Source organism: Priestia sp. FSL W8-0524 (assembly GCF_038005965.1).
GTDB classification, from domain to species: Bacteria; Bacillota; Bacilli; order Bacillales; family Bacillaceae_H; genus Priestia; species Priestia zanthoxyli.
In genome coordinates this window covers 96,287-110,725 of sequence record NZ_JBBOUG010000001.1, presented here as the reverse complement: position 1 = coordinate 110,725, position 14,439 = coordinate 96,287, and the positions used below count along the sequence as shown (strand labels likewise).

At 38.6% G+C, this 14,439-nt stretch carries 11 protein-coding genes and 1 riboswitch; of the genes, 4 read left to right on the top strand and 7 right to left on the bottom strand.

The genetic code is table 11. The features are described from left to right. Positions 1–67: 67 nt before the first annotated feature. A complete protein-coding gene (gene recX / locus NST66_RS00515) occupies positions 68–877 on the bottom strand; it encodes a recombination regulator RecX (protein ID WP_028412436.1) in 810 nt (269 codons plus the stop codon). Between the two features lie 98 nt (positions 878–975). On the opposite strand from recX, the gene NST66_RS00510 reads away from it, so the two are divergent. The 4 genes from NST66_RS00510 to NST66_RS00495 all read left to right on the top strand — a co-directional run bounded on the left by NST66_RS00510 (position 976) and on the right by NST66_RS00495 (position 4,100). Further along, positions 976–1,878 (top strand): TIGR01777 family oxidoreductase, encoded by a 903-nt coding sequence (locus tag NST66_RS00510; RefSeq protein WP_028412437.1) that lies wholly within the window; start codon positions 976–978, stop codon positions 1,876–1,878. 60 nt (positions 1,879–1,938) lie between these two features. Then, complete coding sequence (locus NST66_RS00505; RefSeq protein ID WP_033580772.1) at positions 1,939–3,066, top strand: amidohydrolase; 1,128 nt, start codon at positions 1,939–1,941, stop codon at positions 3,064–3,066. Positions 3,067–3,321: 255 nt separating this feature from the next. Then, positions 3,322–3,882, top strand: coding sequence for a GNAT family N-acetyltransferase (locus tag NST66_RS00500; protein WP_013055149.1), 561 nt, complete (start codon positions 3,322–3,324; stop codon positions 3,880–3,882). 101 nt (positions 3,883–3,983) lie between these two features. Further along, entirely contained in the window at positions 3,984–4,100 is a 117-nt protein-coding gene (locus NST66_RS00495) for a YfhE family protein (RefSeq protein ID WP_013055148.1), read from the top strand. Between the two features lie 423 nt (positions 4,101–4,523). Here the strand turns inward: NST66_RS00495 and NST66_RS00490 are convergent, their stop codons facing one another. From NST66_RS00490 to NST66_RS00465, 6 genes are all read right to left on the bottom strand, one after another. After that, entirely contained in the window at positions 4,524–6,665 is a 2,142-nt protein-coding gene (locus tag NST66_RS00490) for a PAS domain-containing sensor histidine kinase (RefSeq protein ID WP_049162785.1), read from the bottom strand. A 279-nt stretch (positions 6,666–6,944) separates the two neighbouring features. Next, complete coding sequence (locus NST66_RS00485) at positions 6,945–8,288, bottom strand: amino acid permease (protein WP_028412440.1); 1,344 nt, start codon at positions 8,286–8,288, stop codon at positions 6,945–6,947. Between the two features lie 159 nt (positions 8,289–8,447). After that, a riboswitch (glycine riboswitch) is annotated at positions 8,448–8,528 on the bottom strand. A 199-nt stretch (positions 8,529–8,727) separates the two neighbouring features. Next, a complete protein-coding gene (locus NST66_RS00480) occupies positions 8,728–10,077 on the bottom strand; it encodes an FAD-binding oxidoreductase (protein WP_340843021.1) in 1,350 nt (449 codons plus the stop codon). Positions 10,078–10,379: 302 nt separating this feature from the next. Beyond that, complete coding sequence (rlmD, locus tag NST66_RS00475) at positions 10,380–11,765, bottom strand: 23S rRNA (uracil(1939)-C(5))-methyltransferase RlmD (RefSeq protein WP_098112311.1); 1,386 nt, start codon at positions 11,763–11,765, stop codon at positions 10,380–10,382. 162 nt (positions 11,766–11,927) lie between these two features. Continuing rightward, complete coding sequence (gene pdaA / locus NST66_RS00470) at positions 11,928–12,737, bottom strand: delta-lactam-biosynthetic de-N-acetylase (protein WP_165635413.1); 810 nt, start codon at positions 12,735–12,737, stop codon at positions 11,928–11,930. 94 nt (positions 12,738–12,831) lie between these two features. Then, the gene (locus tag NST66_RS00465) at positions 12,832–14,373 is read right to left on the bottom strand and encodes a fumarate hydratase (protein ID WP_098627107.1); all 1,542 of its coding nucleotides are present in this window, start codon (positions 14,371–14,373) and stop codon (positions 12,832–12,834) included. Positions 14,374–14,439 lie beyond the last annotated feature (66 nt).

Below are 14,439 nucleotides of genomic sequence, written 5' to 3'. Positions count from 1 at the left end.
ATTCTCTATCAAGAATCTCGATTCATCGTTCGGATCTTCCTTCAACTAACATACTTTTTTCCCCGCTCTATTCCTCTTCAATAGAATCTAAAAATGATTGAATTTGTTCAATGGAGAATCCTTTTCTATAAAGAGCCTGCTTCATTTTTTGCTGATATTCCCAGCCTTCATACTTTGAAAAACGACGATGAGCTTTCATTCCTTGATATTGCAGAGCTTCCCAAACCTCATCGCTTTCTTTTTCTGTATCCGTTCGCTGAAATGCTTCTTGAATAACAGAAAACGAATAGCCCTTCACTGCCAATGCTTGTTCCATTTTTTGTTTCATCATTACTTGAGATAATTTTTTATATTTCCCTTTTAACTTTTCAATTAATTTTACAGCAGTTTGAATTTGCTGTTCTTCAGGGTATTCACATAAACTAAGGGTAATAATGGAATCAGAAATCCCCTTTTCTTTTAATTCTCTTTGAATCACATTTGGTCCTTTTGGTGTTGTGTTCATCTGAGTTAACACAAATGCTTTGGCAAACTCTTCATCATTTAAATAACGGTGGCTGACTAGTTTCTGAATAACTTGTTGAATAATAGTAGAGTTAATTTCTTTTTTCTTTAAATAATCGTGTACCTCTTTTTCAGAGCGCATTCGATAAGATAAGTAAGTGATCGCTAAATTATAAGCTTTTTTCTCATCATCTGCGTACTGAATTTCCGTTAATTCAAATTCATCAAGCTCACGACCTTTTTTTAAGTCATATTTGATGAGGACATTTTCGTCAACACCAAAGCCAAACTCTTCACCTTTACCGTAATCTAAATACACATTATAACGTTCACCGCTATTCTTTTGCGTTGTGATCTTTGTGACAACAGGCATTAACCTTCACCTCATATTTCTTATTTAAATTGATGGCTGAAGAACCGCCAAACGTATCATACACGTTTTTATTTATCTCAATAAAGGAGGAAATTCGTATGAAAATTGTTATTGCTGGAGGAACTGGATTCGTAGGTAAAGCTTTAACAAAACATTTTTTAACACAAAAACATTATGTATATATTTTAACACGCAATGCAGATAAAGCTGCAAGAGATCCGAAACTTAAATATGTAGAGTGGATGCAAGAAAACAGCCAACCTGAAGAGCATGTAGAAGGAGCAGACGTTTTTATCAATTTAGCTGGCGTTTCACTTAACAGCGGCCGCTGGACGGACGAACGCAAAAAAGCCATCGTGGAAAGTCGCCTTTCTTCTACTCAAGAAATTCTTCGCATTATGGCTTCTTTACCCGAAAAACCGTCACTTTATGTAAATGCAAGCGCCGTTGGTTATTACGGGACATCAACGAAAGAAACGTTCACAGAAGCTTCTCCATCGATCGGGACAGACTTTTTGGCTGAAACGGTAAAAAAGTGGGAAAATGAAGCGCTAAAAGCCATGGAACTCAATATTCGTACTGTCTTAACAAGATTCGGCGTTATATTAGGGAAAGATGGCGGAGCACTTCCTTCTACGGCCCTTCCTTATAAATTATTTGCAGGAGGAACAGTCGGTTCCGGAGAACAGTGGATGTCTTGGGTGCATCTTCAAGACGTCGTGAAGATCATTGATTACTGTATTCATACCGAACAAATAGAGGGAGCTGTTAACGTCACTGCCCCAAATCCCGTTCAAATGAAAGAGTTTGGAAAGACGATTGGAAAAGTGTTGAATCGTCCTCATTGGATGCCCGTACCTAGCTTTGGCCTTCAGCTGCTGATGGGAGAAATGAGTATGATTATTTTAAAGGGACAGCGCGTTTTACCTGAAAAATTGATTCAACAGAATTACATTTTTACATATACTGTATTAGAAGATGCATTGCGAGATTTACTCTAGTTATTTTCTGTTATTTCCCTAAAACAGGTGACTAAGCTGCCGATAGATAGGAGTAACTTTATGAAAACCATTCTCTTAAAAAATGCAACGCTCTATCCTATTACGTCAAAACCTATTTATAATAGTGATGTGCTCATTCAAGATGGAAAAATTGTTTTAATTGGGCCAAACTTGCAGCCACCTCTTCGAGTAGAAGTCATTGACTGCAAACAGCGTTATTTATTCCCTGGATTTATTGATGTTCATACACATCTAGGATTATATGATGAAGGAACCGGCTGGGCCGGGAATGATGCTAACGAAACCATTGAACCTATGACTCCACATATCCGAGCTTTTGACAGTGTACATCCTTTAGATCCTGGGTTTAAAGATGCCATTGAAGCGGGTATTACGTCTGTACACATTATGCCAGGAAGTGCAAATGTGATTGGAGGCACAACTTCCGTTATTAAAACAGCTGGAACAAGCATTTCTCAAATGTTAATTCAAGAGACAGCTGGACTTAAGATTGCGCTAGGAGAAAATCCAAAACGAATTCACAGCCACGGCAATAAAGAATCGATTACGCGAATGGGTATTATGGGGATGCTGCGAGAAGCCTTTTATCACGCAGCAAGCAGTGACAACAAAGATGATTTGCGCATCAAACCTCTCACTCAAGCACTGAATAGAGAAATTCCAGTTCGGATTCATGCTCATAGAGCCGATGATATTCTATCAGCTCTTCGCTTAGCAGATGAATTTCATTTAGACGTCCGTATTGAGCACTGTACAGAAGGCCATTTAATTGCTAAAGAGCTGGGTGGAAGAAATTTAAAAGTGAGCGTAGGTCCAACTTTAACACGCCGCTCAAAGGTTGAACTTAAGAATAAAACGTGGAAAACCTATCAAGCTCTTTGCAATGAAGGAGTAGAAGTTTCCATTACAACGGACCATCCTTATACGCCTATTCAGTATTTAAATATTTGCGCATCCATTGCCGTACGTGAAGGACTCGAAGAGCAAAAAGCATTAGAAGGCATCACGATTACTGCTGCTCGGAATCTCCGTATTGATCATCGAATCGGCAGTATCGAAGCAGGAAAAGACGCTGATTTAGTGCTATGGAGCCATCATCCCTTTCACTACTTAGCAAAGCCTATTTTCACCATGATAGATGGTAAAATATTATTTAAAAAAAATTAACATTTTACCTATTTTCTTTTTTTATTTTTTTTAGTATGATACGTTTAGAAGCATGTGAATTTCACAAAAGCATAAACATCACACGTTGACTTTTTATGTTTGTTGACTTGTAATGGGAAGGCAAATGGTGCGCCACCAGGTAACTGGTTCTAGTGGGTTCGATTCCCACCCCGAAATTTTTTTAATTATTAAAAAATTTCGAGGGTGGGGACTTGATTGGAGTCTGTATATACCCTCGATCAGGAGGGAAAAGTTATGTTAAAAAAACGTGACCTAAATGACTGTCAATCTCTATACGAACTCATGGTACATCCTGATGTCTTCCCTTTTGTTCGTCATAAAGCCCATTCCTATGAAGAATTTTTATTTGTGACTAAACAAACGATGGAAGCAGAAGATCATGGAGAAATTATTTCTCGCACGATTTTAGATGAATGGGGTAACCCTATCGGCACCATTAATTTATTTGATGTACAGGATCAAGCTGGTTTTTTAGGCACTTGGCTTGGCAAACCGTTTCATGGAAAAGGATATAATCAAATTGCAAAAGAAGCGTTCTTTAATGAACTGTTCTTTGAGTTAAATATAGAGCGAATTTTTATGCGAATCCGCAAAATCAACATCAGGTCTATTAAGGCTGCCGAAAAACTGCCTTATGCAGTACTTGCGAATGAAACACACAAAGCTTTATACGATGAAATTAATCAACATGAAGACGTATATGATTTATACGAAATTCCAAAAGACTTGTATACATTATACTACCTGCGTCACGAACAAGACGTTCAAGAAGATCACCAGCTTAAAGAAGCGTAAGAGTCTCTCCGTTACACGGAGAGCTTTTTTTATGATTAAAAACGAGAGATTCTGGAAAAAATAAGTAGCATGATCGAAAAACGTTAATTGGAGGTTTTTTTATGTCTGAAAAAAAACGAAAAGAAAACGCAAAAAATACGTTAAGTAGCGCTCAAGAAATCTATTACGGCCGCGAGTTTAAAAAAGCAGACCGTGCAGGCGGCTACACGAAAAAATAAGTGAGGCAAAACATCTCTATCCAACGCTTGATCATCCCAACGTCCTTTCTGTACACTGTGTATCGGAAGGACGTTTTATATTATGTAAAGATAATAACGCGAAGATTTCATGCGTATGATTTACGATTTTTTAATATTTTACTATATCCACAAAGTTTACCCACAATTATGTGGATAATGTGCATAACTTTATCAGATATGTATATTACCGCTTTCATAACTTGAAATGACAGTGGGTAATTTTTATGTAAATTTTCTGAAAAAATGTGAATAATGTGGATAAAGTTGTGAATATCCTATACAATTAAGCAGTTAACTTCTTGTTAACCTGTGGATATCTTCTTTAGCACTTTCGTTTGTTTCAGTAACATGAAAGCTTTTGATATATTATAAGTATAATAATAAAAAGTAGGGGAACTTCCCCTACTTTTTTATGATTGGAAACAATATATCCACACTTGTTCCTTGATTTAACTGACTAGAAAATGTCATCTGCGCATGGTGAGCTTTAATAATCCGATAGCTGACCATTAGCCCTAAACCTGTACCTTTTTCTTTTGTACTATAAAAAGGCTCACCTATCTTCGCTAACCGTTCAGGAGGAATACCTTGCCCTTCATCAGCAAGCTGCAGCCAAAGGTGGTTTTCTTTTGCTTTAATCGTAATATGAATACCCCCTCCTTCAGGCATTGCTTCGATAGAGTTTTTAATAATATTAATAAATACTTGTTTTAACTGATTTTTATCTCCATATACCTGCGGTAATTGCTCATCCCTTTCAAATATGAAAGCTACCTTTTTTTCTACTGCTTCAGGTTCAAGAAGCGAGCACACTTCTTGAACAAGCGCTTGCATATTTAAGGGTTCAACATTCATAACCTGAGGTTTTCCTAACATCAAAAATTCTTCTACGATTCCATTCATTCGTTCTAATTCAGTTTCCATGATATCTATATACAAAGCATCTTTGGGATTTTGTTCTTTTAATAAGTGAACAAAACCTTTTAAAGAAGTCAAAGGATTTTTGATCTCGTGAGCAACTCCAGCTGCAAGTTCTCCTACAACGGCAAGCTTCTCAGAAGTTCTAAGCTTCTCTTCTGCTTTTTTACGCTCCGTAATATCTGTCGATACGCACAGCATTTGAATCACTTCCTGTTTTTCATTCATAATAGGAAGTTTTGCTGTTTCGACCCAGCGCCGGTTTCCTTTCGAATCTTTAAACTGTTCTTCTAATACCATCCCGTTTTGCGTACAGTTTGAAAACGTCCCTTTATATAAAAGATCTGATTGAAGGTTGAATTGATATTTATCAATTGGTTGTCCAATCAAGTCATCAGATTTTTCACCTAGCAGCATCGCAAAAGATTCATTAACAAGAATGAACTCCCTTTTTTGATTAATGGCATAAATATAGCTTGGATTAATGTCAATGACTTGTCTTAAAAACGTTTTTTGTTCCTGCAGCTGATTTTCTTTTTGCTGTAAATTTGCTTTAGAATGGCGTATATAGCTAATCATTTCATTAAACTGTTTAGATAAAGTACCGATTTCCCCCCGCTCAATTTCTCGTTCCGGAATTTTTTGATTAAAATTCCCGCGCGCTACTTGTCCCGCCAATTCATATAGTTTACGAATAGGATTCACAATTTGCCTTGCATATAACGCAGTAAAAAAAGAAAGCAGTAAAATTGTAATACCTGAAACGGTCCAAAGCGTTTTTTCAAACGTTTCATAAGGCCTGTAAATTTCTTCAACGGGTAATTCAGCGACAATTCCCCAATCCAAAACAGGAATATATTCAAATGACGCAAAGAAGTACTTACCTTCGGTGTTCACAACGCGCTGATATCCTGATTTATGATTCATCGTTTCCTGAACGATTTCATTTTCCCTGGCATTTTCACCGATTCTCTGTTTCTCAGGGTGTGAAATAATTCTACCATTGCGGTCTACAATAAACGTATAGCCGTTTTCTCCTATATCGAACGTTTGAAAAATGGATTGAAAGCTTTTATTTTCTTCAATGCGCAGCGCTAAATTTATAACTTTTTTTACATTTTGCTGCTCATCCAAAATAGGAATTGCCATCACCACAATGTAATGCTTTGTGTCTGCTGAAACGACATCGCTTAAATATATTTTTTTAGTTCGCAGCGCTTCTTGAAAATATTTTCTTTTACTTAAGTTCACGTGCTTCATACTCTTTAAATCATCTGGGTAATAATGCTCCACATACCCTTTTGTATTAAAAATGGTTCCGCTATCGATATACGGTGAAATATTAACTATTTTCTGCAGTTCTTTGTCTATCTCTTGTTCATCATCTGATAAAAAAATAGGATCTTGCTGTACCTCGTCGCCCAAGCTCCAAATATCTTTAATAACGATGTTAATTTGCTCTTTCATTCTCTTGACGGTTTTATCAGTTACCTGTCGATATTGATCTTGAGAAATATTAGGCAGCATCACTCTTGAAACTATAAACATTAGCGTCAGTACGGTACAAATAAGAAGCACATTAATCGTGAAGATTTTCCAAAACGTATGAGATTTAAACCATTTCATGTTTGTTCACCTTAATTCAATGAAGTCTACCTCCATTGTACTGCAAAATGAAAACTTTTCCATGTAAATGATAGAATTCCACCTTTAGACATAGAAGAAAAGCATTTGGTTCTACATTACTATCAGAAAACTATGAGCTTTTTCACTGTATTTTCTGCTAAAACTTTTTTAGGGTTCTTATATAAACTTTGCTTACTGCATTTTCTTCATACAGTAGAAATCAATTATTTATCTTCCAATAAAAAGACCCCATCACGAAATGATGAGGTCACCCATTTACTATTTCTTCTTCCTTCTAGCCCCGTAAAAACCAAATAAGAGAATAAACCAAACGGGTGTCAACAATAAGGCTGGGCGCGTCGCATCAGAAAACAGCATAATAATAAGAATCACTGCAAACAACGCTAGCACAACATAGTTTATAAATGGTGTTAACGGTGCTTTGAATGTTGATGCTGCATGCAGCTGCGGACGCGTTTTTTTATATCTTAGATGGCAAATCAAAATGATACTCCACACCCAAATGAAACAAATAGCGCTGATGGTTGTTACGATGCCAAAAGCTTGATCTGGTATCAGTTTGCTTAGCAAAGCTCCCGCCGAGATAACCAGCGTAGATACAAACAATCCGTTGCTTGGTACGTGGTTTTTGTTCAGTTTTGCAAACGTAGATGGCCCTTGGTCATTTTTACTTAAGTTATATAAGATACGGCTTGTTGAAAACATTCCGCTATTACAAGCAGAAGCGGCTGAAGTTAATACAACAAAATTAATAATTCCAGCAGCAAGCGGAATTCCGACTAAACTAAAGGTTTTAACAAATGGGCTTTCTGCTGCATTCAATTCCATCCACGGGTTAATAAATAAAAGGACGATAAGCGCTCCAACATAGAAAAATAAGATTCGCAGCGGAATTTTATTAATGGCCGATGGAATATTTTTTTGGGGATTTGATGTTTCCGCTGCCGATACCCCTACCAATTCAACCCCGACGTATGCGAAAATAACCATTTGGAATGAAAGTAAGAAACCTGAAACACCGTTTGGAAACAGTCCTCCATGATTCCAAAGATTTTGAACCGTAACGGATCCTGCATCTGTTTTAAATCCGATTACCAGTAAAATAACGCCAATAACAATTAACGCAAGAATCGTAATAACCTTTATTAAAGCAAACCAAAACTCTAATTCTCCAAATAATTTTACGGTTAATAAGTTAAGTCCTAATAAAATGATTACACAAATAAGTGCAGGAATCCACTGAGGAATATTGAACCAATATTTCACATATACGCCAACGGCAATCACATCAGCCATAGCTGTCATGATCCAGCAAAACCAGTACGTCCACCCTGTGACAAATGAAGCCCATGGTCCAAGATACTCTTCAGCAATATCTGTTAACGATTGATAACCTGCTTTAGACAGCAGTAGTTCTCCTAGCGCTCTCATCACAAAGAAAAGCGCAATACCCACAATTAAATAAGCAAAGATGATAGAGGGACCTGCAAGCTGTATGGCTTTACCAGAACCTAAAAATAATCCTGTCCCAATGGTTCCTCCAATCGCGATTAGCTGAACATGACGATTGGATAAATCCCTCTTTAATTCTCGTTGTTCCAACTCTAACTCCTCCTAACAATAAAACCTTTGATGCGATCGTGCGGACTACAAAATAAAGTCCAATAAAAAAAGAGATTGGATGCGCTCCAATCTCATGGTCATAAGAATAACAAATATTATGGTACATGCTACCAATTAGTAACATGCCAAATAAATATCCGGTACTCTTCTGTCCTTTTGCCTGAGATTGTGAACCCTTCGGCGTCGCGAAACTATCGCGATCTCTCCAGAAGCTGCTCCTGCTATAGTGTGATCCATAGCAATCATAGCTTTCTACGTATTAAATTTTCCGATCAAGATAATGACTGTCGAATAGTTGTTTATTCTAATACCAGTTGGATGCTTTGTCAACAAGAAAGATGACTTTCATTTATTTACCTTCTTCGAAAGAAGGTAATGAAACAGGTTCAATCGTCAACTTAGTATCCTTTTCTACATGCTACCTGAGTCCCTGCGGAAACCTAAATACGTTAAATGGATCGTACTTTTTATTTACTCTTTCTAACCGCTCTGCGTTGTCTCCAAAATACTCATACTCGTAGTTTCTAAGGTTGCTGATAGGGAAATTCACATAGGAGCCTTTCGTAATACGTTTAATATATTGAAATCGCTTGTACAGCCACTCTCTGTTTGCTCGTGCAAACGCATCGTCTGTCCATACAGATTGAAAGCCCAGGATATATCTAGCGTTTCTGTAAAAGAAGGCCGTTTCTCTGTTACCAACACTGCGAATTTCTCCTCCTAGTGCATAAAAAGAAATCGCGGCGTAAACGGAACCTTCTGCTGGACGCTGTATGAGATCTGCAAGATTTTCAAGCTCGCCAACTGAATAACTTCTTTGCACAAATCTTCCCGTTGACTTAAATTTTTCAGACGGAGGATAGGTTGCTTCTATCTTTTGTACCGCTTCAAGAAAAGATAATGACTCTAGCTCGACTCGGAACCCCTCCACCTCTGCAAAAGGCTGCAAGATCTTTCGAGCTCTTTCTGGAGATCCGTAAAAGAAGCCGTTCGCAAATATGCCCATTCCTTCTCCTTCTGCATTATAAAAACTGGCAACTAGCGTCATACGTTTGTCCAATTCAGGCAGCCAGCTTTGCCATATATTCATCACTTGTGCCTGTTTTTCTCTTGTAGTACCTACATAAAAGAAGCGAACAAGCGTCACAGAGCTGTTCGTCGGTTTTGGAAGCTGAAACGTCATGCTTGCCACAACGCCAAAATTACCGCCACCAGAACCTCGGCATGCCCAAAAAAGATCCGCGTTACACGATTGGTTTGCTTTAATAATCTTTCCTTCATAATTGACCAACTCTAGCTCTATCAAGCTGTCACAGCCTAATCCGTAAAGTCTGCTCGAAAGCCCCCAGCCTCCTCCGAGCGTAAAGCCAGACACCCCAACAGTCGGACACGTTCCTCCTGGAAACACATATCCGTTCGAACCGATAAAATCATACACTTCCGTATTCTTTGCTCCTCCCTCCATCTTTAAGATGTTCCGTTTCCTATCCAATTTCAACCCGTTTAACCGACTGATATCAATGACTAATACACAGTCACCCGTAGAATACCCTTCATAATGATGACCGCCAGATCGAATGCGAATGTCTACACGATGCTTGCGCGCCCATTGAATTGCATTTACAACATCCTGCTTTTTTTCACAGTACACAATCACAAGCGGAAATTTATCAATAGCACGATTCCACTCCTGACGAGCTTCCTCATAAATGGGGTCTTTCGGCGTTAGCACTTCACCCGTAAGCCCTTTCAAAAACATTGAGTTCATTTGACCTCTGCCCCTCTGTATATACTTTTTATCAGTTTTATTACTATAGTATTCTTGGGGTGGTTGAGGGTGTGGGTTTTCAAGACTAGATTGGCGTTTATCATCTCTATAAAAAATGAAATTTCAGTTCATTTACTGAAATATAAGTACTAATAAAACTTCTTTTCGGTGCTCCAATGCTTTCTAAAACCTAACTTTCCAATAATTCAAATTAGATATATTAGAATATTTTTTCTTCCAACAAGAGTCCAATTCAAATAAAAAAAGAGCAGAACCAAATCTGCCCTTTACTCTTCATCTATTTATTTCTTTAACGTCAAACTCACCACATTCTCCACGTGCGCTGTATGAGGGAACATATCAACAGGCTGAATGTAATCAACGTTATAAGCCTTCGACAGCTGCTGCACATCTTTGGCTAATGTGGATGGATTACAAGATACGTAAACCACTTTCTTTGGCTTTACTTGTAAAATTGTTTTTAGAAGCTTGTCATCACAGCCTGTTCGCGGCGGGTCAACGACGATAACGTCTGGCTTCCAGCCTTCTTTTACCCACTGCGGCATCCATTTTTCAGCCGGACCTGTTACATACGTGGCATGCTCAAATCCATGATCTTTGGCATTTTTTCGCGCGTCTACAATGGATTCTTCAATCGTGTCCATTCCGCGAATTTCTTTGACATCTTTAGCAAGCCATAAGCCAATTGTCCCTACTCCGCAGTAAGCATCTACGATTTTTTCACTGCCTGTTAGCGCAGCTGCTTTTTTTACTTCGTCGTATAGCTTCACCGTTTGGAGAGGATTCAGCTGGAAAAATGCACGCGCTGAAAGTTCGAATGAGATATCACCTAACGTTTCTTGAATCACCGACTTTCCAGCGAGTGTAAACGTTTCGTCTCCAAAAATAAGCGATGTTTTTTGACCGTTTACGTTTTGTACGAGTGATTTCACTTCCGGCAGGCGGCGCTGAATTTCTTTCATCAGCAGCTCTTTTTTCGGAATTTCTTTTTTAGCCGTAATCAAGACAATTTGAACTTCACCCGTTTCAAATCCTACTCGAGATACAATGGTACGCACAATTCCACGGCGTTTACGCTCATTGTAGATAGGAATTTGAAGGTCTTGTAAAATTCGTTTTATTTCTTTTGTCACGTGATTTGTAGCTTTATGCTGAATGGGACAGTTTTCAATATCAATCAAGCGGTGAGAATTCAGTCCATACAAACCAGCAATGACTTTTTGTTTGTCCACACCGACTTGAAACTGAGATTTATTACGGTAGCGCCACGGATCTTCCATACCAATCGTTTGGCGAGTTTTTTCCTCTACTTTTTTTAATGAACTGTGACGTTCGAACGCTTGCAGAACAATATCCCGCTTGGATTCTAGCTGACCTTCATAAGATAAGTGCTGAAGCTGGCAGCCTCCGCACTGGTCGTAAATCGGACAGGGTGCTTCTACGCGATGAGGAGATTTTTTGCGAATTCGCTTGATTTTCCCTTCGGCAAACTTATGCTGAACATTTGTTGCTTCTACAACCACTTCTTCATTTGGCAATGCTCCCGGTACAAAGACGACTTGGCGCTTAAAATAGCCTACGCCTTCTCCATTAATGCCGAGTCTTTTTATCGTCAACGGAAACGTTTGTCCTTTTTGAACTTTCATTTCAGTTTTTGGTTTATTCATGAGACCAACTCCGATTAGTTTAAATTCTTTATATAGTTATTAACGGTCTTTAGCTGCTTAAAACCTATTGGACCGTATCGCTTTAAAAAAGACATCAACGCATATTATAACACTTCAACAGCAAAAAACCGACAGAAGAAATATTCCCGTCGGTTTTTATCTTTATTTCGTTTTAGAAGGACTTTTCTTCAATTGTTTACGTTCGTTCATTAAATCATCAATGCTTTTAAACGTATAGCCCTGCTTTTTTAAATCCACAATCGCTTGATCTAACGCATCTGCGTTATCCTTTGAAACGGTATGCAGAAGCATGATCGCACCTGGATGTATTTGAGTCATCATATTGTCGTATGAGTAGCGCCAGCCTTTTTGTTCATTCACTTTCCAGTCAACAAATGCTAGTGACCAAAATACATTCGTATAGCCTTCTTGCTTTGAAAGAGCTAGCGTTCGTTCGCTAAATACACCTCTAGGTGAGCGGAGATACTTCATTTCATCACGACCGGTAATATTCTTGTATTCATCTTTTACTTTTTGCAGCTCTTCTTTAAAACGTGCATCATCCACTTGAGTTAAGTCAGGGTGATGCCATGAATGATTGCCGACAATATGCCCTTCTTTTACCATTCGCTTAATTAGCTTAGGCTCTTCTTTTAAATAGTGTCCTGTTACAAAAAACGTCGCAGGAACCTTTCTTTTTTTGAGCACGTCTAATACCTGCGGTGTATAGCCATTTTCATAACCGTTATCAAACGTTAAATAAATATTTTTTTTAGTTGTATCGCCGAGGTAAAACGCATCATACTTAGCAAGAATGTGTTCATAAGCTGTACCTGCGGATGCGGGCTTGTGATTTTTACTTTTTTGAAATCCCCAGCTGATCGGAGTGTTTGGATACATTTGTGCTTCAACAGATGCTATGCCTGTTGACATCACGAATAAAAAAACGAGAAAAAAGGTGAACCGGCGCATAAGAAGCTCCTTTCGGAAGTCATTTTACGCTTAGTATCCACTCAATTTTCTCGTTCATGAACGTTACTTTTTACCATACGTTCCCGACGTATGTTTATTTAAATACCGGTTCTTTAAATTGCTCAAGCTTTTCAAATGAAGACTTGTCTACATCTGCATGCAAGCTGTTTCCGTGTGAATCCATCGTTACTACAGCTGTAAAGCCTTCTACTTTTAGATGCCACATTGCTTCAGGAATACCGAACTGCATCAAATCAACGCCTTCTACGCTCTTGATACAATCAGCATAGTACTGCGCAGCTCCTCCGATAGCATTTAAGTATACGCCCCCGTGCTCTTGAAGAGCAGCAAGCGTTTTAGGACCCATACCGCCTTTACCGATAACCGCGCGGATACCAAATTTCTTCATAATATCTCCTTGGTAAGGTTCTTCACGGATACTTGTTGTTGGTCCTGCAGCGGTTACGTGCCATTTTTCATCTTCGTCTTTTAACATAACCGGGCCACAGTGATAAATGATTTGTCCATTTAAATCAATTGGCGCATCGTGGTCTGTTAAATGTTTATGAATAGCGTCGCGTCCTGTGTAGATCATACCGTTAATGCGCACTACGTCACCAACTTTTAATTCACGAATTTGCTCTTCTGTAATAGGTGCTTGTAATACAACTTCTTTTGTTTCATCCGCATTTTGTTTCTCTTCTGCACCTGCATTTTTATTAAAATCTACTTCTTCGCCTTCTTGATACAGCCACTCTTGAACGCTTCCTGTATCAGCGTTGATTTTAATACCTAAGCGACGGTAAGCCCAGCAGTTATACGCAACTGACACATAGAAGCTAGCAGGAATACGATTGATTACGCCGACTTTACAGCCAAGTAATGTCGTTTCTCCGCCAAAGCCCATTGTACCGATTCCTAGCTTATTAGCATTTTCCATTACATACTCTTCTAATTCTTTCAGCTGAGCGTTTGGATTTTCGTCATCTAAGTTTCGGAACAGCTGCTCTTTTGCTAATTCATAGCCTGTTGTACGGTCGCCACCGATTCCAACACCAATGACGCCGGCGCTACAGCCTTGGCCTTGCGCTTGGTATACTGAGTGCATCACACATTTACGAATACCGTCTAAATCACGGCCAGCTCGGCCTAACCCTTCTACTTCACAAGGCAGGCTATACTGAATGTTTTTATTTTCACAGCCGCCGCCTTTTAAAATAAGACGCGCATCAATATAGTCATTTTCCCACTGTTCAAACTTAATAACCGGCGTGCCTCCGCCTAAATTATTACCGCTGTTTTCTCCCGTTAACGAATCTACAGAGTTAGGGCGAAGCTTTCCGTGCTTTGTTGCTTCTTCAATTGCCCAATAAATCGCTTCTTTAATTTGAAGCTGATTCACTCCTACAGGGGTTTTAATTTTAAATGTTGGCATACCTGTATCTTGACAAATTGGCGATAAATTATCATCCGCCATCTTAATATTATTGGTAATGGTCGCTAAAGACATTGCTGCACGCGTTCCTGCATTTTCACGCGCTTTTGCCTTTGCGATAGCACGTCGAACGTCTTTTGGCAATTTTGTAGATGTTTCAACAATTAAATCGTACATGCTTTGTTTTAAAGCTTCAATCATCACTTAATTCCTCCCATATCCCGCTAATGTATGTATTTATCTATCTGTCGTACAACTTTCAAAATT

Coding starts and splice junctions, on each gene's coding strand:
- NST66_RS00490 (WP_049162785.1), bottom strand. CDS start 6,665: ATGAAATGGTTTAAATCTCATACGTTTTGGAAAATCTTCACGATTAAT.
- NST66_RS00465 (WP_098627107.1), bottom strand. CDS start 14,373: ATGATTGAAGCTTTAAAACAAAGCATGTACGATTTAATTGTTGAAACA.
- pdaA (WP_165635413.1), bottom strand. CDS start 12,737: ATGCGCCGGTTCACCTTTTTTCTCGTTTTTTTATTCGTGATGTCAACA.
- NST66_RS00505 (WP_033580772.1), top strand. CDS start 1,939: ATGAAAACCATTCTCTTAAAAAATGCAACGCTCTATCCTATTACGTCA.
- NST66_RS00510 (WP_028412437.1), top strand. CDS start 976: ATGAAAATTGTTATTGCTGGAGGAACTGGATTCGTAGGTAAAGCTTTA.
- recX (WP_028412436.1), bottom strand. CDS start 877: ATGCCTGTTGTCACAAAGATCACAACGCAAAAGAATAGCGGTGAACGT.
- NST66_RS00500 (WP_013055149.1), top strand. CDS start 3,322: ATGTTAAAAAAACGTGACCTAAATGACTGTCAATCTCTATACGAACTC.
- NST66_RS00495 (WP_013055148.1), top strand. CDS start 3,984: ATGTCTGAAAAAAAACGAAAAGAAAACGCAAAAAATACGTTAAGTAGC.
- NST66_RS00480 (WP_340843021.1), bottom strand. CDS start 10,077: ATGAACTCAATGTTTTTGAAAGGGCTTACGGGTGAAGTGCTAACGCCG.
- rlmD (WP_098112311.1), bottom strand. CDS start 11,765: ATGAATAAACCAAAAACTGAAATGAAAGTTCAAAAAGGACAAACGTTT.